Source organism: Clostridium sp. OS1-26, assembly GCF_030915445.1.
GTDB lineage: Bacteria > Bacillota > Clostridia > Clostridiales > Clostridiaceae > Clostridium_AM.
In genome coordinates, this window is sequence record NZ_CP133264.1 from 634,746 (window position 1) to 656,303 (window position 21,558).

Here is a 21,558-nt window from a genome sequence, read left to right on the forward strand (position 1 = left end):
CCCCTTCACGCCTCTATTAAATTATTAATTATTTTTATGCCCTTTTCAATATTACTTTCATTTGTTTGAGAAAAACCTAATCTAAAGTATCGCTCTCCATCCGAAGGGTTTTTATAAAAAAGTGTTCCGGGAGTTAATAAAACATTTTTATCTTTAGCACTTCTGAAAAGTTCAATAGAGTTAATATTTATATTATCCTTTATTTTTATATAAAAATGAAGCCCCCCACCTGGGCTTATAAAATCTATTTTGTCTCCTAAGTAATTCTTTAGACATTTTTCCATAAATAAATATCTATCCTTATACAGAAACTTTAGTCCACTTATATAATCCTTCCAAAAACCTTTGTTTATATACAAATCTAAAGCTCTTTGCATTAAACTAGATGTTGATATATCTGTATTTATTTTTGAATTTTGTATACCTTCTTTAAATTTTACTGGTGGTATTAAATATCCTATTCTTATACCTGGTAAAAATATTTTTGAAAAGCTTTTTATATATATTACTCTATCGTTTTGATCTAAACTTTTAAAACTCTTATAGATCATGTTTTCGTCATAAATTAATTCTGATAAATAATCATCTTCTATAATATAAAAATCATATATTTGTGCTAGTTTTAAAATCTGTATTTTCTTTTCAATGCTATAGCTCATAGCTGTAGGATTTTGAAAATAACTCATAGTATAAAAGCATTTAACGTTATTTTTCTTTAATATCTTTTCAAACTTTACAATATCAACTCCATCCACTTCCATGGGCACTTCAAAAATATCCGCTCTTCTCCATTTAAAAACGGATAGTGCTCCACTATAGGTTGGCTTTTCTATTATAATACTGTCATTTGTATTTATTAATGCTTTAGATATTATATCTATTCCTTGTTGTGCACCAGACACTATCAATATATCGTTACTATTTACCTTATCATTCCAAAAAACATGACTTATGCTTTTTCTTAGCCCCTCATATCCTAACGCTTCTTGATATATAAGGGCATCTGCGCCATCTCTATCTAATACCTCGTTTAACACATCTTTGAATAAAGCTACCGGAAAAAAGCTACTTGAAGGACTTTCTCCTGTAAAATCTACATACTGTTGCAGTGATCCTCCAGATACCTTTTTTAGAATCTCCGAGTACTCTCTTCTAAAATTTTTACTTATATCTTTTCTCTTAGCATAAGTTCCACTTCCCATTTTCTGAACTGCATAACCCTCATTTTCTAGTTTTTTGTATGCATTGACTACAGTTATATTGTTTACACCTAGTAATTCAGAAAGTCCTCTTATAGATGGTAATTTTTCTCCATCTTCTATTTTATTACTATCTATAAGCTTTTTTATATGCTTTTCAATCGTAATATACTTAGGCGTTTCTCCTCTACCTAGTTCAATAAAATACTTTTTCATAACATCCTACTCCATATTTTAACCTAATATTAAAAATTAAACGAACTTAAATTTATGCACCTAAAATTTAAGTTCGTTTAATTTATACTAATTTATATTTAAGACACCATTGTGAATAATCTGTAATTAAAATAACGTCGATTTTATAGAGTTTGTTAAAATAAAATATCGATATAATCAAATTATTATAGCTTTTCTATCATATTTTTAGTTTTATTTTAACAAACGCTATATACAACATTACTTTAAAAATCTCTTTTAAATAAAATACACATTTTCCTTAAATAAAACTTTGCCGTCCTCTGTTTTGTAATCTCTAGTTTCCCTTTTAAGTAAACTCTTTTCCCAAAGTTTACTTAGTATTTCTTCCATATTTATATCATAGCTACAAAATAATTTATCATTTTTAATGTCTTCCGCACTTAAGAAACTATCTTTTTCTCTCATATAGTCAATTAAAATATTTGTTAGATTTCTCATAGATGTATCTATATTTTTTTGCAAATAATCCAATGTTTTATTTATAGCCTCTTCTGTCTCTATTGTATTAAAAAATAGTTCATCTACACACTTTCTAAAATTGTCATTTAGATTCATAGCCATAGTCATAGCATCTTTACTTATCATATACCCTGAAGAGTTAACATACAATCTTGCAAATTCTTCTGAACATTTTACTGCTGCAGTGTATGCTGTATAAATTCCATTATTATATAGGTACTTTTTGCATACTCCCATATGTTTTAGTAAATTACCTAAATACACCATATTCCATCTTTCTCTATCTAAATCAGGATAATATCTTCCATTGTCATATCTAGAGGTTATTTCCATATCTTTAGAGAATACAAGTCTTGACGAAGCAAAGATTCTATGTATAAATCCGCCTCTTAAATCTTCCTCATGAAGCTGCAAAAACTTATTTTTACTCATTAATTTAATATGAACAGGTACACCTTTTTCTTCAGTGTAAATATTTTCTATATCTGGATTTTTTTTATTGAGTATAACAAAAAGGTCTATATCTGACTCATCCCATAAGTCTCCCGTAACCATACTACCAAAAACCATTACTGCTAGAACAGATTGATTGCTCTTTAATCTTTCAACAATACTATTGAATGCCTTTTGATACTGCAAGATTGTTCTTTCCATTTCTTAAATGTCCCCCTTTTTAAATTAATACGAATTAAATGAACATTGAATTTTTTTTTATTATATAATATATTTTAGTGTAATTACAATAGCAAAATTGCACAAATGAATAATTTCTTTCAGCAACTCACATAATTACTTTTAATATTTTAATCTTTTTTTTATCATCACACTTTTCACATCTAAACAAGTGAATACAGTAGCCGTCAGCATCATGTATTGGGTGCTGAGGTCCGTATGGATCGGAGTAATCCTGTACTCTTCCCATATCTAACATAACTCCACCACATATGTCGCAGTTTAAATTTATTTCTTTCATTTTATTACACAAAGGACATACATTTTCCAAATTACTCACTTCTCCTTAATATAGATTTAAACAAATCCATTTCATTAATTATATTTTCCCTAATTATTTTAAATTAATTTCAATTATTCTATAAAAATTTAATCAAAATAAACTTTATGTTAAATTTTTTATTGTGAAGAATAAAATAATAATAAAAAGAAAGGCGTAATGCAAAGCTGCACCTCGCCACTTATGTATATTTTTTAGAAAATAAAAGTTTTCAGTTGAATATTGCTATATTATGAAAATTTAAAAATATTATCACATTAGTAACTCGTTGATTTATTCAATGTCTACGCTCCCTGGTCAAGTCTGCCCGTTAAATGCCATTTAGGTATTTAACCTCTGCCTGAATCTAGGAATCCTGTTTATGAGCTTTGTAAATTAACAATATACTCCTTACTTTTATTATAAACCTCATCATCTACAAAAGCTAAAATATAAGTACCTTCATCCTTATATTCTTCACTTTCAATCTTTGCATTTCTATGGAGAAAAGCCACAAGGGACTGTTCATTATAAGGTATAATATATTCTGCTTTCTTTAGCTTATATGGAAGCAACTTGCAAATCTCAGATAACAATAAATCCAAATTTATTTCTTCTCTCGCAGATATCTTTATAGTTTGGATATTTTTATATTTTTCTTCAATATTGCTTATGCTTTCCTCTGTAGCTTTATCAATTTTGTTTAGAACTAGCATAATTGGCTTATCTTTTACACCTAACTGGTTTAGAACGTCATTAACTGCATCTATCTGCTCTTCTACAATTTCAGACGAAACATCTACTACATGTAAAAGTAAATCAGAATAAGTTACTTCTTCTAACGTTGATTTAAAAGCCTCAACTAGATCGTGAGGAAGTTTCCTTATAAATCCTACTGTATCAGTTAATGTAGATATTCTTCCATCCGGCAGCTCAATGGCTCTTGTAGTTACATCAAGGGTTGCAAAAAGCATATCTGCTTCAAATACTTTTTCCTTTTGTACTGCTTCCTTTGGCATAGCTAACTCACATAATTTATTTCTTAGAGTTGACTTACCTGCATTAGTATATCCAACTAATGAAATTTTAGGCAAATCATTTCTTTTTTCTCTTTGAGTTTCTCTAACCTGCTTTATTTTTTTTAGCTCTCTTACTAGATCATATATTTTTTCTCTTATATGTCTTTTATCTACTTCTAGTTTCTTTTCACCAGGACCTCTAGTTCCTATACCAGCCCCTGTTCTTGAAAGTACAGTTCCAAGCCCTGATAATCTTGGAAGCCTATATTTTAACTGTGCAAGCTCAACCTGTATTTTTGCTTCTTTGCTTCTTGCTCTTCGGGCAAATATTTCAAGTATCAGTGTAGTTCTATCGATAACCTTTGCACCTAAGTTTTCTTCAAGATTTCTTACTTGCGAAGCTGACAGTTCATCATCAAAAATAACTACGTTAGCTCCATATGTCTGCCGTAAAAGATCTATTTCTTCAACCTTTCCTCTTCCTACATAAAAAGTAGAATCTATAGTTGACCTTTTTTGAATTACTTTGTGAACCACATTTACATTACATGCTTTGGCTAACTCAGCAAGCTCATCTATACTTTCTTCACTTTCTACTCCAACCAAAATGGCTCTTTCACTGTCATCATCAATAATCTCTTTATTTTCCATAAAACCTTCAATATAATTTATTTCATCTAATAGGTTAATGTTTAAAACTTGCTGCATACTCAAAGGTTCAGTCATTTCTCCAATAAGTGAATCGTTTTCTACAGCACAAAATCCTAACGTTATATCAGTATAACCATTATCATCCACTCCAATAGCCGTCATACAGTCTAATCTAAGCTTTATTAGTGCAGATATATCTACAGCTGAAAGTCTTGAGTTACCATTAGGATGTGTATGTATTATTCTTATACCTGACAGCTTCTTTTCCTTTACATCTATTTCCGGCATTTCTACAGTAGTGCTATCTCCAATAGCAATACTAACTATGCTTCCTTTCCTATTAATTGCTACACTAACTTCTCTGTTTAAATATCGAGTAACATCGCATAGCAACTCTATTAGCTCTTCATTACATACACTATTCTTAGGAATCTTTATATCATATGCTCTTTCTAATCTTTCTAATATTGAGTTTCTTATTCCTTCAATATTTCCGTATATCATAGCATCATCTCCACTCTTATATTATTCCAGTAACCTTATAAATCAATACATAAAATATTATATTTTTCCAATAACCAAGTTTACTTGACAACTTTCATATAATTTTATACTATAAAATCAATATTGTAAATATGCATGGGTTGGAGGATCATAATGGAAGATAAAGCAAGAAACATATTAATGACTCAAGAACAAATTGCTAAAAGAATACGTGAATTAGGTGAAGAAATCAGCAAAGAATATTCTGGTAAAAACCTATATGTATTATCACTTTTAAGAGGAAGTTTTATATTTGCAGCGGATTTAGTTAGGGAAATAAGTGTTCCTGTTAAAATAGGATTTATGACAACTTCTAGTTACGGCCATTCCGAGGAATCCTCTGGATGTGTAAAGGTTGTAAATGATATACCAGATGATATAAACGGATATGATGTCCTTATAGTTGACGATATTGTAGATACTGGAATAACAATGGATTTTGTAATAGGCCATGTAAAAGCATTAGGTGCTTCTAGTGTTAAGTGCTGCGTGCTATTAGATAAGCCTGAAAGAAGAAAAATAGATATAAAGCCAGACTTCTGCTGTTTCCAAATTCCAGACCTATTTGTAGTAGGATATGGATTAAACTATGGAGATTATTATAGAAACATACCATATGTATTTAACTGGGAAGAAAAGTAAAGTTTAAATAATAAAACTGCTGTGTATAAGAGTCACAGCAGTTTTATATTTTTTGTGGCTCCAAAGCCACATCAGAAGCTATTTTATTCACATCCTTTAGATTTGCTCTTTATATATTTATAAATGAAACTCCTTCTCTTTTCGTCGGATGAGTACTTGCTGTGTAAGTGACCATCTGAAAATCACAGATTTTAGATGCCTGCTATGTGTAATATTTATTCTTTATTTGATAAAATTACCATACTGTATTTCATAATTACTTTCATTTATGTTATAATAGTTAAAAATTATTAAATAGCCGTAAGAAAATGAGGAGGACAATTATGGGTAAAAAGCATAAAAAAACCCCCTATACTGCTCTACGAATTACCCTTATTACTATATTTAGCTTATTTGTAGTATCAGTAATAGTTTCAACAGGAGTAGTCTTCGCTATGATTAAAAATGCTCCTGCATTAGATGTAAATCAACTTCTAACTCTAAATGAGCCATCCGTTTTGTATAATGGCAAAGATGAATTTATGGATGTTGTAGTTACTAATGAACAAAGAACTGTTATACCATTCAAAGATATGCCTCAAGACCTAAAGAATGCTTTTGTAAGCATTGAGGATGAGAGATTCTATAAACATCAAGGTGTTGATCTTAGAAGAATAACAGGAGCGATATATATAAATGTAAAAAATAAGCTTAGAGGCCAATCCTCTTTACAGGGTGCATCTACTATAACCCAACAACTTCTCAAAAATACTCTTTTGTCTTCTGAAGTGTCCCTTAGGAGAAAAATCCAAGAAATATATCTTGCTCTTAAGCTAGAAAATTATCTAACTAAGGATCAAATCTTAGAAGCCTATATGAATACTATTTTTTTAGGGGGAAAAGCTTGGGGTGTTGAAGCTGCATCTGATCAGTATTTTAGTAAACCAGCAAAAGATTTGAATTTAATTCAATGTGCTTTTATTGCAGGAATAACACAAAGCCCATCTGTATATTATCCCTTTTCATCTGCGGCTAAAAAGGATCCTTCTTTGTATTTAAATAGAACCCAAACAGTTTTGATGAAAATGTATGAAAATGGATATATCACACAGCAACAATATAACAGCGCTGTAAATGACCTGACAAACAAAAAATTAACTTTTCAACCTCCTTCATCATCTAAAAGCAGACTTAATTATGAATGGTTTTCACTGCCTGCTATAGACCAGATAAAAAAAGATTTAAAATCACAATATCGCTATAGTGATACGGAAATTCAGCACCTCCTAATGTATGGAGGTCTTAAAATATATACTACTATGGATAAAGATATTCAGGACAATACTAAGAAAATTTTAGACGATGATAATACCTTTGGAATTACTTCTAGAAAAGATAAAAACGGTATAATACAGCCTCAAGCATCAGCAGTGATAATGGATTATCACAATGGGGAAGTAAAAGCAATTATTGGAGGTAGAGGTGCTCAACCACCAATGTCCTTTAATAGAGCTGCCTCAGATAAATATTTAGTTGCTCCTGGCTCAAGTATAAAGCCTTTAACAGTATATGGTGCAGCTATAGACTCAAAGCAAGCTTCTGCTGCTACTTCAATAGAAGATTCTCCATTTCCAGATAATATCGCTAAATTGTATGGACAAAGTGGCAATAGCTATCCAAGAAATGATAATGGCGAATATGGTCAATATGGTGAAACCATAACTCTAAGGACTGCTATAACGCACTCGGTAAATACAATAGCTGCAAAACTCGAACATGAAATCGGATTAAAGACTGGAGCAGAGTATGCAGAAAAATTTGGGTTAACCTTAGACCCTAATGATAAAGTAAGTGTAGCCTCTCTTTCACTAGGAGAGCTTACTCACGGAACAAATACTTTAACAATGGCAGCAGCTTACGGAGTTTTTGGTAATAATGGTTTATATTCACATCCTAAGCTCTACCGTAAAGTTGTTGATAGAACTGGAAAAATTATATTAGAAAATAAATCTGAAGCTAAAAAGATTCTTTCACCAGAAAGCGCTTATATAATGTTTGATCTCTTAAAAGGTCCTGTCAGCTCAGGTGGTACAGGACCAAATGCGAATTTCGGTTCTATGCCTGTTAGAGGGAAAACAGGTACTTCTGGCGATAAAAAAAATCTATGGTTTTGCGGACTTACACCTTATTATTCTGCTGCTGTATGGATAGGAAATGATGATAGAAGTCCAATAGGTGGAAATGAAAAATATAATTATGAGTGGAGTTTAACAAGTAATGCTGCCGCTGGAGTATGGTCAGCTATAATGCAATCTGCCCACGGAGATCTTCCTCCAAAGGATATCGAGATGCCCTCTGATATAGTAAGTGCTGCAATATGTAGTAAATCTGGAAAAATAGCTACTTCCCTTTGCTATGGAGATCCAAATGGTAGTACTGTATATACTGAATTATTTATAAGTGGTACCGAGCCAAAAGATTATTGCAATCTTTCTCACACGCCAGCTAAAAGTAATTCTATTATTGACAAGATTTTAAAACCATTTAAAGACAAAACTGATATCAATACAAACAAAGAGACGAAAACGAATAATAAAAATACTGACAATAAGAATACTAATACAAATAACACTAATGTTAATAACGCTAATGTTCCTCCTGTGGAAAAATCCGTAGAAAATGATAAATCACAGGATACTACTAATTCAAAGAATACTACGGACTCTAATAAAGAGTAAAATCTAACTATAGATATATATCACAGTATTCACCAGTTAATGTTTGATATCTTTTATAAAAATAAAAGGCGTAGATCAATTGTTTTTGATCTACGCCCTTTATATATATTCTATCCACTTAATCTCTCTCTCATAGTCTTTAAAACCTTTTTTTCAATCCTTGAAACTTGAACTTGGCTTATACCTAACATTTTAGCAACCTGAACTTGAGTTTTATCCTTAAAATATCTAAGCATAATAATTTGTCGTGATTTTGTATCTAAACTTTTCAACGCTTCTTTTAAAGCTATTCTATCTACCATTTCGTTGTCTTCTTCAGGATTTTCACTTAGTTTATCAATAAGAAGAACAGGTGATCCATCATCTTGATGTATAGTATCATATAAGTATTGAAGACTATTTGCAGACTCTACTGCAAATATAATATCCTCCACGTTTACACCAGAATACTTAGATAATTCTTCTACAGTAGGGTCCCTATTAAGTTCCTTAGTCAAGGCTTCTTTATCATAATGTAGCTTTTTGGCAGTATTTTTCACACTTCTACTTACCTTTATCATACCATCATCTCTAATAAACCTTTTAATTTCACCAAGTATCATAGGTACTGCGTAAGTAGAGAACTTAACATTATAACTTTCATCAAAGTTATTTACAGCCTTAACTAATCCCATACAACCTATTTGAAATATATCTTCATATTCATACCCTCTATTTAAAAACCTTTTACTTATAGTGGAAACTAACGGTAAGTTAACCTCTATTAGCTTATTTAAAGCGTTTTTATTGCCCTCTTTAGCTAGTCTAATCAGTTGAATATTATTATCATAGTCATAGCTTACATTTTTCATCGCTTCTTCATTCATATTGTTCACCTAACTCAAAGACTTAAAAATCTTTTTCATTGTCAATCTTGTCCCTTTATTCTTCTCAGATTCTACTTTTAGACTATCCATAAAGGTTTCCATAACCGTAAATCCCATTCCTGACCTCTCTAGTTCTGGTCGAGAGGTATATAAAGGTTGCATAGCAAGTTCAACATTTTCTATTCCCATTCCTGTATCCTCTATTACTATGGTAAGCTCATTATCTTTTATATATGCTTCAATTTTTACTATACCGTCTTTACTTTCATAACCATGAATAATAGAGTTTGTTACTGCTTCCGATACTGCTGTTTTTATATCTGTTAGCTCTTCTATAGTAGGGTCAAGTTGTGAAGCAAAGGATGCTACAGCTACTCTAGCAAAGCTTTCATTTTGTGATTTGCTTAAAAACTCTATTTTCATCATGTTTTCGTACATTTTTAATCCCCCCCGTTAAATACTCTTAACTGCTTCTTCAATGCTGTCATATAACTTAATTATTTTGAACATTCCTGATAACTCAAAAACTCTCTTTACAGAGTCACCAACCCTAACTATACAAATGTCACCTTTTTTCATACTAAGCTTTTTGTATCTACCAATTACTACACCTATACCAGAGCTGTCCATAAAACTAACTCCAGAGAAGTCCATAATTAATTTTGTAATATTATTCCTATCTAGTCTATCATCAATTTTATTTCTTACTTCTTCAGCACTATGATGATCTAATTCACCAGCCATGGAAACTATAAGTTTATCATTTTTGTTTTCAAATTCTAAATACATATTCCTCTCCGCTCTACTAAAACTACTTTTTTCATATATCTGTCACCTGTAGTTTTAGCGTTAAGACCTTTGTCTTAACTTTAATTTCATATATCACAATCTATGACTTGATTATGATATAACTGTAATTGTATTGCAAAATATTAATTACAGTATATGCAGAAGTACTCTGCATAGTCCGAGCCAGACCTTCATTTCCCCCCTTCTTTCTATCTTTATGTAATAATAATTAAAAATTGTACATATAATAGAGTACTTTAATTATATTCTACATATGTAATATTTTTCCTGCATTTTTACATAAGTGTTTCTATAATTTATTATTGACATATTATTTATTTTTTATACACATAGAGCATTTTTTAACATCAAAATAAAATAAATTCTGCTAAATTAATTAATTGTCTTTTAATTAAATCATTGCTATAATATTATTTGTTTAATTATATAATCTACAATCATACAAAGTTACATAAATTTTGTAGATTTTTTTATTTTAAAGAATAATTTAAATTACTAAGGAGGTTAGTACTATGGATATGTGGTTAAAAGAAGGTCAAATAGAGGATGCTGCTATGACCTACAAAATAAAAGAAACACTTGTTACAAAGAAAACTGAATATCAAGATTTGGCTATAGTTGATACATATGCTTTAGGCAGAATGCTGGTTCTTGATGGTATAGTACAAACTACGATAAAAGATGAATATGTTTATCATGAAATGATAAGCCATATTCCACTATTTACTCATCCAAATCCTAAAAAGGTTCTTGTAGTTGGTGGTGGAGATGGAGGCGCTATTAGAGAAGTGCTTAAACATCCATCAGTGGATAAAGCAGTATTATGCGAGATAGATAAAAATGTTGTTGATGAATGTAAGAGATTTCTTCCGGAAATAAGCTGTGCATTAGAGGACCCGAGATGTGAAGTGTTTATTGGTGATGGTATAAAATACGTTCATGAGCATAAGAATGAGTTCGATGTTGTAATTGTAGACTCAACTGATCCATTTGGCGCTGCTGAAGGATTATTTGGTGGAAGTTTTTATAAAGAAATATTTGAATGCTTAACTGAAGATGGAATATTTATAGCACAAACTGAAACTCCATTCTATCTTCCAGATGTAGTAAAACGAGTTTATGAAGATGCTAAAGCAGTCTTCCCAATTACAAAGCTATTCATGGCAGGTATTCCAACTTATCCGAGTGGATTTTGGAGTTTCACTGTAGGTTCAAAGAAATATGACCCAGAAACTATTGACCTATCAAATACCATAGATATAGAAACTAAATATTATACTAAAAAGCTTCATAATGCATGCTTTGTTCTTCCTAAGTTTGTCGAAGATCTAACAAAATAAAATATGTGACACATTTTTATAGAGAAACTAACTAGAAAGTTAGCTTATACCGGCGTATAAGCTAACTTTCAGTCTAGTGCCCTATACAGGTGTTATGTCGCAAAATTTTTATATTATAATTCAATCTTATCCGTTATTATTTACAATCTCAATCTCTTCTTCAGTTAAATCAAAAAATTGTATAGTGAATTTTCATCTTTAAACTTCTCAAAATCTTCTATTAGTGGAATATACAATTTGTTAAGATTATTAGGATAGTATTCAAACAGATCCTCTCCTAACTTCTTTGCAAAGGTTTTAAAATAAAATTCGTACAATTTACTATTTAGTATGTATAGAAGATATTCATATGAAATAATAGAACTATTCTTTAGAGTTAAGCAATAAACATCTGCACTAAAATAACTACCTTTGTCTAATGCAAATCTGTTGCTACTTGATTTATAAGGAAAAACAATTTTTTCTTTTTCGAATATATCCTGCGTCCTTCCCCATTGAAGATGATACCATATCCTTAATCCTTTTTTACATTCTCTTCTATTTATAAGCTTCTCTTTGTAGTTTTTAATGTAACTTATAGCATTAGGATACTGCTGTTCTTCTTTAATTAAATTTGAATATACAATATACTTATCGTCTCTAAGGATGTTATTTTTCTGTATAAAACTGCTTTTTATCCAGGGTTTTATAATATCTACTTCTATATTCTCATTTCTTATAATGTCGTGGTTTACAACAAAAGCTCTATCACATCCAGTTATTATTCCTTGATGAAAATTGCACAAATTCCCGAGTAAGTCAAAACCTTTTCTCTCTATTTTTTCTACTATATTTTTCTCAATTTTATCTACTAATCTCCAACTCTTACTATCTAAGTAATCTCTGTCTACAAAAATCTTTTATGACAATTATCTTTTTTAAAAAAAACTGATTCATAAAAATCATCTTTAAACTTATTTTTAAGCTTTATAGGTCTTATAACTTCTATTTTGCTATTTTTTAATACATCATTATGTATAAAAATAATTGCTGGGTCTATTCCAGCTTTTTTAAAAGGTCTTATTCCATAAAAGTCAACTATTTTATAAATAGATGTTTTATTTATAAGTAGATTTCGTAGTTCTTCTCCGCTTGGAGATTCTAAGAAGTATCTAGATGTAATAAAAGATAATTTCCCATTCCTTTGAAGTTTCTCTAATGCGCTTTGAAAAAAGCAGTAGGATATATCTCCTTTATCTTTATATATTCCTTTATATTTTACTTTAAGAAGCTTAGAATATTCTCTATCTATAGCCTTATGCCCTATATAAGGAGGATTTCCAATAAATATATCAAACTTTTTATCGATTGAATCTATCAAGAAATCCTTAACTATGAAGTTTTTTTCATACACATTATAAGCTATATTAAATAAATCTATAATTAAAATCTTTATTGCATCCTCATCTATATCAAATCCGTGCAAATTGTTACATATGATGTGCTTATCAATATTCGTAACTGTTAAATTCATATTGTGCAGCTTATTTATTAACTCTAAATTTCTTATGTAAATCTTTTTTAGGTGATTAAAACAAGGAATTATTATATTTCCGCATCCACAAGCAGGGTCAACAATTTTTAAATACGGATTATTAACTATTTCTTCATCACTTATTACATTTTCTAAAATAAATGTTGAAATCTCTTCTGGAGTATAGATTATCCCTTTTTCTTTATCCCCTTCTCTTAATCTACAATATTCTTGAGAAAAACTTTGTTTTTCATCAATTTTTAACATTTTTTTACAGTTATATATAGCCGTTTTCTTGTGTCTAATATCTAATGGTTGTAAAATTACATCATAAAGTTCATTGATCTTATCAAAAAATCTATTGCACATTTTTTATCTCTCCACTATACATTAAGTATAAACTACAAAATTAAGCACATGATAAAGTATATCATATAATTGGCAGGTGATAACATATATGAATAAAAAAATACTTAGTCTATCTATTGTATGTGCGCTTTCTCTTTGTTCTTGTAGTAGCAAAAATTCTATTTCTAAGGATAAGGCTCCAAATAGCACTATTTCAACTTCCGTTAGAGAAAACAATAATGAGGAAGATGGCATTGTGGAAGATAAAGATATTGAGTCTAGTAATACACAAAATAATTCACTTAATAAAAATACTGAACCTACAAAAGAAGAACAAAAAAATGCTGATAATAACTCCACTTTAAAAAACCTTGATATTTCTAAGCTTAATAAAGCAGAAAAAAATTGGTTCTTTCAACCTAAAAAAAATAATGAACCTTCAGGAGAACCTCAAGATATACTCAATCTTATAAACAAATATTCAGCTTACTATCTAGGGGATACCTCAAAAAAGTCTTATTTTTAACCTTTGATGAAGGTTATGAAAATGGCTATACGCCTAAAATCCTGGATGTCCTTAAACAAAATAATGTAAAAGCTGCTTTCTTTGTTACAACACCATATATAAAGAGTAATAGAGAATTAATAAAAAGAATGGCTGATGAAGGTCATTTGGTTTGTAACCATTCTACATCTCATCCTTCAATGGCCGCTGTAGCCGCAAAGGATTCAGCTAAATTTGAAAAAGAATTTTACGTTACTGAAAAAGCTTACGAAGAAGTTACAGGAAAAAAGATGCCTAAGTTCTTTAGACCTCCTATGGGAAAATATAGTGAACTTTCTCTCTATTATACTCAAAAGTTAGGTTATAAAACTATATTTTGGAGTTCAGCATATCATGATTGGGATGTAAATGATCAACCGTCTCTACAAAACGCTAAAAAAATTGTAATGGAAAGAACACATAATGGTGGAATTGTATTACTACATGCTGTTTCAAAAACTAATACTGAAATATTAGATTCTGTAATTAAAGAATGGAAAAATAATGGATATCAACTAGAAAGTTTAGATAAGCTACCATAGTGTGGGTAATTATGCTATAATAATATATCAACAGTGTATAAAGTAAGTACATTTTACGTTTGGAGAGATATTATGAGAATTACCCAAGAAGTAGACTATGCTTTAAGAGTTATACTCTACCTATGCAAACTAGGCTATGGAGAAAAGATAGAAGCAAAAGTTATCTCGGAACAAGAGGGTATACCTTTAAGATTCCTTCTAAAACTTTTAAGAAAGCTGGCTCATTCTGGTATTATTAAATCTTATAGAGGAGTTAACGGTGGTTATGCTCTAAATGCACTGCCACAAGATATAAGCTTAAAGGATGTTATCGAGGTAATAGATGGTCCTATATATATGAATAGATGTCTTTGTGATCCTAGTTATTGTAATTTAAATCGTGCAAATAAATGCGACGTGCATAACGCCTTAGCTAAAGTTCAAAAAAACTTAGTTAATGACTTGAGAAATATAAATTTTAAAGATATTCTCGACGGAAAAGTATAATATCTATTTGCATAATCTTAATAAAAATAGTTTATATATAGGAGTTCTTATAAAGTGAAACTTGAATCAGATGGGGTTTTAACCCCATCTGATTCTTAGCTGAACGAATCCAGGGTCGTAGCGCCACTTATCCCCAACTTCGAGAAGTTGGGATGTTAGTGGCGCTAGACATCGGATAAATGTCGAAAAAAGATAGCTGCGGAAACTTGAATTTGCCGCAGCTTTTTTATTTATTCCGCTAATTCTTTAATAGCATTAGCATAAATCTTTGTCATTTTTACTAAAGCTTCTATTTCTATGTACTCGTTAGATTGATGACATAAATCTGGCTCACCAGGGAACACAGGTCCAAATGCTACAGTATTAGGCATTTCTTTTGCATAAGTTCCTCCTCCTATAGCAAGTAGTTCTGCTGCTTCGCCAGTTTGTTCATGATAAACTTTTGCTAGAGTTTTGATTAGTTTATGATCCTTTGGAAAGTATAATGGTGGTTGATGATCCATTCCTTCCACCTTAAATCCAATATCCTCTATTTTCTTCTCTAAAGGATTCATCATTTGTTCAAGGCTACAAGTTACAGGATACCTTAAATTCATGTCTACTGACATAATATTCTCATTCATATCGATAGTCCCAACATTGAAAGTTAATTCTCCTGACACATCATCATGTAGATATACTCCAAAACTCTTTCCATTAGTTTCTAGTGCTATATTCTCTGCAAGAAATTTTATTACTTCTCCAACTTCCCCTCTACATATATCTATACTATTTAAACACATCAAAGCCTGCATTATAGCATTTTTCCCAAGTTCAGGAGTACTGCCATGAGCTGAAAAACCTTTGGATTTTAGTATTAATAAATTTCCCTTTATCTCTGTACTTAATTCCATATTGTTAGCCTTCGCATAGTAAGCTACTTTTTCTATAATTAATTCGGGATCTTCTGCTTTTATGCCAGCCTCACAATAATCTGGAACCATATTAGCTCTATTTCCACCTTTTATATAAGCTATAGAGCAATTTTCTGACAAATTAATTTTTTTTACTAAATTAAATACTGTTAAACCTTTTTCTCCGAATATAATTGGAAAAAATCCATCAGGAGTAAAACCTAAAGTAGGCGCTTCTTCAGTTTTTAAATAATATTCTACTTCTTCAGACCCGCTTTCTTCATTTGTGCCAAGTAATATTCTTATTCTCTTATTAGGTTTAACTCCAATTTCTTTTAGTGCATATAATCCATATATACAAGCCATTATAGGTCCCTTATCGTCTATTGCTCCTCTTCCAAAAATCTTATCATCATGTATTTCTGCTCTATAGGGGTCAAAATCCCATCCATCTCCTTCAGGAACTACATCCAGGTGTCCTAAAACACCTACCATTTCTTCTCCTTCTCCATATTCTAAATACCCCATATATCCATCGACATTTTTAGTTTTAAATCCTAGTTTTTCTCCTAGGTTTAACGTATACATAAGGGCATTATTTATTTCTTCTCCAAATGGCATTCTTGGTCTCGCTTCACTTTGTACACTTCTAATTCTTATTAGTTCTTGAGTCTTCTCTATTAATTCCCCTTTTAAAATGTCAATTTTTTGATTTAAGTTCATTATAATTCCCTCCAACGCACTTTTACTCAGTCATTTTAGTTGTATCTAATTACTTTGAATAAGAATTTAGGAATAGATGTCAATCTTTTTATTCTCCACGGTTCCTTTGATACTCTATAAAGCCACTCTAACCCAGAGTTTATCATCCATTTTGGGGCTCTATTAATCTTACCTGAAAAAACATCAAAGCTCCCACCGACACCCATAAATATTTTGCATGTCAACTTATCCATATTATTTATAATAAAGTTATCCTGTCTTGGAGAACCCATAGCTACAAATAATGCATAAGGCTTCTTTTGCTGTATATCTTTTATGATTTCTTCACAGTTATTTAAATCGAAGTATCCATTATGGCTTCCAACTATGTTTAAATTCTTATATTTATTTTTTAGGTTACCTATACACCCTTGCAGTATATCATCTTTTGCACCTAAAAGGTACACACCTTTGTTTTCTTTTTCGCACTTTTTTATTATTTCTTCCATTACTTCTATACCTGCTATTTTTTCTTTCACAGGTTTTCCTATAATTTTTGATGCTACTACAGTTCCAATACCATCTGGAATTATCACAGATCTATCTCCTGTAAAATTTAAAAATAAGGAAGGATTATTAAGTCCATTATATAGAACTTCCGGGTTTCCAGATATTATATTAACTTTTTCAAACTTTTCAACATAATTCATAAGCTCTTGTTTTGTACCACTAAAAATATTATATTTTAATATTCTTATAAACATAAATTCCTCCAATTTTAAATTTCTTATGCTAAAAGCAAGGTTGCATTATATTAGCTTTTTATGTTAAAAAATTAAGTAGGTTATTACCTACTTAATTTAGAAAATATTATTAAAATGCACCTTCTTTTTTAGCTACTGAAAATACGGTTCTAAATAAGATTTTTATATCAAACCATACCGAAAATTCTTTTATGTATGTTAAATCAAAATAAATAGTTTTTCCTAGTTCTATTTCTCCTCTTCCACTTACCTGTGCCAAGCCTGTTATTCCTGGTAACACTAAAAGTCTCTGTTTATATGCCTCAGGATAAAACTTAACCACATCTGCAATTTCAGGTCTCGGTCCCACTAAACTCATGTTTCCAATAAAAACATTAAATAGTTGAGGAATTTCATCTAAGCTTGTTTTTCTCAAGAAATCTCCTGACTTTGTAATTCTATTGTCATTTTTACTTTGGAATACAAAATTTTCTAAATTACTAGGGTCTATATCTAACTCTCTTTTTTTATCTGCATTTACAACCATAGTTCTAAACTTATATATAGTAAAATTTTCTCCGTTTAATCCTACTCTGGTTTGCTTAAAAATAGCTGGCCCCTTTGAGTCCATTTTAATCCATATGGAAAGTATTATAAATAAAGGAGATAGTATAATTATACCTATAGCTGACAATACTAGGTCCATTATTCTTTTTATAATGAATTGTGCCTTCTTATCTTTAATATGCTTTTGCAAATCTATTTTTATATTTTCAGCCTGCATGAACATCCTCCTATAAATTTATATAAATATATCTACAAATATACAATATACCAAATATAAAGTAAGTTTACAAGGTCTTTATACGAATTACAGATAACATTTATGTAAATTTTATAAGAATCTTTTAGCCTCATTTAAAAATATGGACCCAATAAGAGTTACAATAAATGCTTTAACTTCAAATGCCGCACTCCCCACCGATAAGGACAATCCTGTATAATATCTCATAAAATAATATAATACTAATGCATGAGATAAATATATAGCATAGGAATTTTTTGAAATATAATTTACTATCTTCATAAAAATATTTTCTTTCCATTCTACACTAAATATAAAGAGTATAAGAAGTACGGAATATAACAACACAGCAGGTCTCATAAATGTAGCTGCGTACTCAAGATCTTTTCCAATTTTAATGCTAGATGCAGCATCATATAACATTATACATATTGATACTAAAAATGAGATCAATATTAAAACTTTATATTTTTTAGCTAACATTAAAAACTTTTCTAGGTTTTTTCCTATAAAAGCGCCAAATGAAAAATAAAAAATCCAATCTAATAAGTTTTTTTTATCAAAAAACCACTTAAGTTCATCTGATAGTATATAGTAACGTGTAAATATAATTATTCCAAATGTAATGAGGAAACTTATTAAAAGCCCTCTCTTTGTTCCTATAAACCTATATATAAAAGGATACACAAGATAAAACTGAATTATTAAAGGAATATAGTAAAAGTGATAAAATACTTTTCCATAAATCAGGCTGTTTACAACATTGCTAATTTCAATATTGCTATTTGTAAAGTATATATATATCATACACCATAAAATATAACTAGGGATGATTTTATTAAATCTACGTGCAAGAAACTTAAAATATCCCTGTTCTTTTTTATAGCTTAAAGTAAGTCCTATGCCTGAAATTAATATAAAGGCAGGCACAGAAAATCTCGCAATTTGATTAATTACCATAGATGCATTATATGTACGAGAGCTAATATTATTTCCAGTCATTACAATTGCAGAAACATGTATTAAAACTACTGCAATAATAGCAAATGCTCTTATAACATCCATTTGTAAGACACGTTTATTATTAATTTTTCACCCTCCTCTCTACCTTATGAAAAGAATCAGGAAATTTATAATTACTGAACCTATCTAGCTAAATTGTTTTGTGTCTGTTCGCTTACAGAAGCTGTACCCCCAAATATGATTTGATCAGAATACTTACCTAAATCTATAAACTTCTTTTGCTGATTGTTATTATCACTAATAAGTATCAACGGTGCATTCAACTTTGCAGCTAATACACTTCCAGATAATGCATCTGGGAAATCTACGCCTGAAGCAAAAGTAGCTATTTTATTATTTAGCTCAAAACTCTTAGCAATATTTATAGATGTGCTATATCTATCTTCTCCCCATATTCTGATAATATCTTTATCAGAAATTCCAGATATATTTTTTACACTTTCTTTTACCCCGTCAGATATTACACTAGTTCCTCCAATTATATAAATTTTCGATGGTCTTATCTTCTTAATAGTTTCTTCTGATTCAGCTGGTAAAGCATCAGTGTCTGACAAAACTATAGGATACCCTTTCGCTGCTGCTACTGCTGATATACTAAGTCCATCAGCAAAAAAGTTACCTGATGCAATAACTACAGGTGTTCCAGAATTTGCATTAATTTCATCATTTATAGCTTTTATACTTCCATACTTTTCTCCATCCTGAAGAATCTTTATATTGCTATATCCAAGACTTTTCAGGCTTATAATTATGCTTTCATTTATATTACCTTCATTACCCAATATGTATATTTTTCCACTCTTATTCAAATGATTCTGTACATATTGTAGTGTACTTGAATTCTCAGAATCACTTATTCCTGATAACAGTATTGGAGCATTTATTTTTTTAGCCAACACACTGCCACTTAGAGCATTAGTAAAATTATATCCTGAAGTAATTATTATGTTATCCACCATTGAACTGTTAAATTCCTCTGCAATTCTTTTTGCTGTCTCAAATCTATCCGCCCCACTTAATCTCCTAGTTGTATATTGCATTGCCTCCAATGGTTGCCAATCTTTAATGCTCTGTTGAACTTCATCTGGTTCATTTAAGTACTTTCCTGAATGCTCTTGTGAATAAAGCTTCCACTCATTATAATTTAAAATTTGATCGTATCTATTTACTACATATCCATTATTCTTATAATAAGTATTAAAATCAAAAGAATTATCCACAGAAGTTTCATCTGTTAACTGAACATTATAGTTACTATATCCTGTTAAAAACAAGTTATTTTTAAACCAGTTGTTGGTTGATTTCTCTAGCATGTACACATCACACCAATTGTTTCCATAAAATATATTGTTATTAATAGTGTTGTTAATTGCATTTGATCCAATGGCTATTCCATAAGCATGATTATTATATAATCTATTATTTATTATCATACAATTACTTCCACCATTCGGGCTTCCATAGAGCTGAATTGCTGCCCCAGCAGTATCGTGAATATCGTTTTTTTCAAAAGTCCAGTTATATGCTCCATAACCTATATAGATTCCATGGTCTTTAGGTCTATCTACTTTTAAACCTATGTTATATATCTTGCAATTTTTAACTGAACAAAAACTTGAACTCTCTCCATCTATACCTGAAGTTCCATAAGGTCTATAGACAGGATAATCTAAATCCCAAATTACTAAATCAGACATTTCTATATGACTACTTCTATTTGTTATATAAACACCTGCACCAGTATACTGTGTCATCTTTATACCTTGTATTTTCCAATAAGAGCTGTTGTTTAAGGTTATAGCATCTGGTGCCGTTTTTCCCCCCAGTTAACTTTATAATCACCAGTCATTGTAACTTCTTCATTTTTATAGTTTTTTATAGTAAACCAGGCATCTGAAGAACCCTTTTTATTGTAAACATCTGTCGTTTCATGATAGATTCCTCCTCTTATTTCGAGAGTATCTCCTGGTTTTAGCTCATCCAATGCTTTTTGAATTGTTTTATAGGGTTTTTCAAAACTACCATCATAGCTGTCATTCCCTTGTGGAGAAACATAGTAAGTCTTTCCAGCACTAGCATATACTTTTTCATATCTATTTTCCATAAAAAATTGAAAACTTAAGATAATAAAAAAGGTCAACAAAAATATTTTATAGTTAACCATATTTTTAACTTTTATCTTTTTCATAGTATAACTCCCCCTCACCTAATATATTATAACTAATTATAAATAAAAATATAAATTTAGGACAAAAGATTTCTAAGCTTCAGGTGTCATGGTACCTGAAGCTTACTAAATCATATATAACTTAACTACTATATTTTTCATGTCCAAGCAATCAAGGCTTATTATACCATAAAATAGACATAGTTTTCACCATCTCCCTTTATTGTTCTTAGAAAGTTAACCATAATTTAATAATTTAAATTACAAGTGGCAGCCTAAAGATATTTCTCATCTTTA

19 protein-coding genes and 1 pseudogene are annotated in these 21,558 nt (G+C 30.2%); 5 read left to right on the plus strand and 15 right to left on the minus strand.

Annotated features, from left to right (window positions below; genetic code table 11):
* Nucleotides 1-5 precede the first annotated feature (5 nt).
* The 4 genes from RCG18_RS03220 to hflX form a co-directional block, all read right to left on the minus strand.
* Nucleotides 6-1,415 carry a PLP-dependent aminotransferase family protein gene (locus tag RCG18_RS03220; RefSeq protein WP_308039995.1) on the minus strand — a complete coding sequence of 470 codons (1,410 nt, stop codon included), beginning with the start codon at nucleotides 1,413-1,415 and terminating at the stop codon, nucleotides 6-8.
* Nucleotides 1,416-1,673: 258 nt separating this feature from the next.
* Nucleotides 1,674-2,570, minus strand: a complete 897-nt coding sequence (locus RCG18_RS03225) for a nucleotidyltransferase domain-containing protein (RefSeq protein WP_308039996.1) — start codon at nucleotides 2,568-2,570, stop codon at nucleotides 1,674-1,676.
* Nucleotides 2,571-2,697: 127 nt separating this feature from the next.
* Nucleotides 2,698-2,928 carry a hypothetical protein gene (locus RCG18_RS03230; RefSeq protein WP_308039997.1) on the minus strand — a complete coding sequence of 77 codons (231 nt, stop codon included), beginning with the start codon at nucleotides 2,926-2,928 and terminating at the stop codon, nucleotides 2,698-2,700.
* Between the two features lie 359 nt (nucleotides 2,929-3,287).
* Nucleotides 3,288-5,081 (minus strand): GTPase HflX, encoded by a 1,794-nt coding sequence (hflX, locus tag RCG18_RS03235; protein WP_308039998.1) that lies wholly within the window; start codon nucleotides 5,079-5,081, stop codon nucleotides 3,288-3,290.
* A gap of 153 nt (nucleotides 5,082-5,234) precedes the next feature.
* On the opposite strand from hflX, the gene hpt reads away from it, so the two are divergent.
* Both hpt and RCG18_RS03245 read left to right on the plus strand, forming a co-directional pair.
* A complete protein-coding gene (gene hpt / locus RCG18_RS03240) occupies nucleotides 5,235-5,762 on the plus strand; it encodes a hypoxanthine phosphoribosyltransferase (protein ID WP_308039999.1) in 528 nt (175 codons plus the stop codon).
* A gap of 323 nt (nucleotides 5,763-6,085) precedes the next feature.
* Nucleotides 6,086-8,479: a PBP1A family penicillin-binding protein gene (locus tag RCG18_RS03245; protein ID WP_308040000.1), complete on the plus strand. Its 2,394-nt coding sequence runs from the start codon at nucleotides 6,086-6,088 to the stop codon at nucleotides 8,477-8,479.
* Nucleotides 8,480-8,589: 110 nt separating this feature from the next.
* Here the strand turns inward: RCG18_RS03245 and sigF are convergent, their stop codons facing one another.
* Genes sigF through spoIIAA form a run of 3 tightly spaced genes read right to left on the minus strand, consistent with a single transcriptional unit; the run spans nucleotide 8,590 to nucleotide 10,134 of the window.
* Nucleotides 8,590-9,345: an RNA polymerase sporulation sigma factor SigF gene (gene sigF / locus RCG18_RS03250; RefSeq protein WP_308040001.1), complete on the minus strand. Its 756-nt coding sequence runs from the start codon at nucleotides 9,343-9,345 to the stop codon at nucleotides 8,590-8,592.
* Nucleotides 9,346-9,354: 9 nt separating this feature from the next.
* Entirely contained in the window at nucleotides 9,355-9,783 is a 429-nt protein-coding gene (spoIIAB, locus tag RCG18_RS03255; protein ID WP_308040002.1) for an anti-sigma F factor, read from the minus strand.
* Between the two features lie 15 nt (nucleotides 9,784-9,798).
* Nucleotides 9,799-10,134, minus strand: coding sequence for an anti-sigma F factor antagonist (gene spoIIAA, locus RCG18_RS03260; protein ID WP_308040003.1), 336 nt, complete (start codon nucleotides 10,132-10,134; stop codon nucleotides 9,799-9,801).
* 533 nt (nucleotides 10,135-10,667) lie between these two features.
* Between spoIIAA and speE the strand changes: the two genes are divergently transcribed.
* Nucleotides 10,668-11,495 carry a polyamine aminopropyltransferase gene (speE, locus tag RCG18_RS03265; protein ID WP_308040004.1) on the plus strand — a complete coding sequence of 276 codons (828 nt, stop codon included), beginning with the start codon at nucleotides 10,668-10,670 and terminating at the stop codon, nucleotides 11,493-11,495.
* Between the two features lie 164 nt (nucleotides 11,496-11,659).
* Here the strand turns inward: speE and RCG18_RS03270 are convergent, their stop codons facing one another.
* A complete protein-coding gene (locus RCG18_RS03270; protein WP_308040005.1) occupies nucleotides 11,660-12,280 on the minus strand; it encodes a TaqI-like C-terminal specificity domain-containing protein in 621 nt (206 codons plus the stop codon).
* Between the two features lie 101 nt (nucleotides 12,281-12,381).
* Entirely contained in the window at nucleotides 12,382-13,377 is a 996-nt protein-coding gene (locus RCG18_RS03275) for an Eco57I restriction-modification methylase domain-containing protein (RefSeq protein ID WP_308040006.1), read from the minus strand.
* Nucleotides 13,378-13,465: 88 nt separating this feature from the next.
* Here RCG18_RS03275 and pdaA point away from each other — a divergent pair.
* Nucleotides 13,466-14,442 (plus strand): annotated as a pseudogene (gene pdaA / locus RCG18_RS03280) (delta-lactam-biosynthetic de-N-acetylase).
* A gap of 72 nt (nucleotides 14,443-14,514) precedes the next feature.
* The gene (locus tag RCG18_RS03285) at nucleotides 14,515-14,928 is read left to right on the plus strand and encodes an Rrf2 family transcriptional regulator (protein ID WP_308040007.1); all 414 of its coding nucleotides are present in this window, start codon (nucleotides 14,515-14,517) and stop codon (nucleotides 14,926-14,928) included.
* Nucleotides 14,929-15,158: 230 nt separating this feature from the next.
* Here RCG18_RS03285 and pepV read toward each other — a convergent pair whose 3' ends face one another.
* The 6 genes from pepV to RCG18_RS03315 all read right to left on the minus strand — a co-directional run bounded on the left by pepV (nucleotide 15,159) and on the right by RCG18_RS03315 (nucleotide 21,282).
* Nucleotides 15,159-16,544, minus strand: coding sequence for a dipeptidase PepV (gene pepV, locus RCG18_RS03290; RefSeq protein WP_308040008.1), 1,386 nt, complete (start codon nucleotides 16,542-16,544; stop codon nucleotides 15,159-15,161).
* 35 nt (nucleotides 16,545-16,579) lie between these two features.
* Nucleotides 16,580-17,287 (minus strand): WecB/TagA/CpsF family glycosyltransferase, encoded by a 708-nt coding sequence (locus RCG18_RS03295; protein WP_308040009.1) that lies wholly within the window; start codon nucleotides 17,285-17,287, stop codon nucleotides 16,580-16,582.
* Nucleotides 17,288-17,396: 109 nt separating this feature from the next.
* Nucleotides 17,397-18,050 (minus strand): sugar transferase, encoded by a 654-nt coding sequence (locus RCG18_RS03300; protein WP_308040010.1) that lies wholly within the window; start codon nucleotides 18,048-18,050, stop codon nucleotides 17,397-17,399.
* A gap of 111 nt (nucleotides 18,051-18,161) precedes the next feature.
* Nucleotides 18,162-19,136: an acyltransferase gene (locus tag RCG18_RS03305; RefSeq protein WP_308040011.1), complete on the minus strand. Its 975-nt coding sequence runs from the start codon at nucleotides 19,134-19,136 to the stop codon at nucleotides 18,162-18,164.
* An 80-nt stretch (nucleotides 19,137-19,216) separates the two neighbouring features.
* Nucleotides 19,217-20,848 (minus strand): cell wall-binding repeat-containing protein, encoded by a 1,632-nt coding sequence (locus tag RCG18_RS03310; protein ID WP_308040012.1) that lies wholly within the window; start codon nucleotides 20,846-20,848, stop codon nucleotides 19,217-19,219.
* A 41-nt stretch (nucleotides 20,849-20,889) separates the two neighbouring features.
* The gene (locus RCG18_RS03315) at nucleotides 20,890-21,282 is read right to left on the minus strand and encodes a DUF1565 domain-containing protein (protein ID WP_308040013.1); all 393 of its coding nucleotides are present in this window, start codon (nucleotides 21,280-21,282) and stop codon (nucleotides 20,890-20,892) included.
* Nucleotides 21,283-21,558 lie beyond the last annotated feature (276 nt).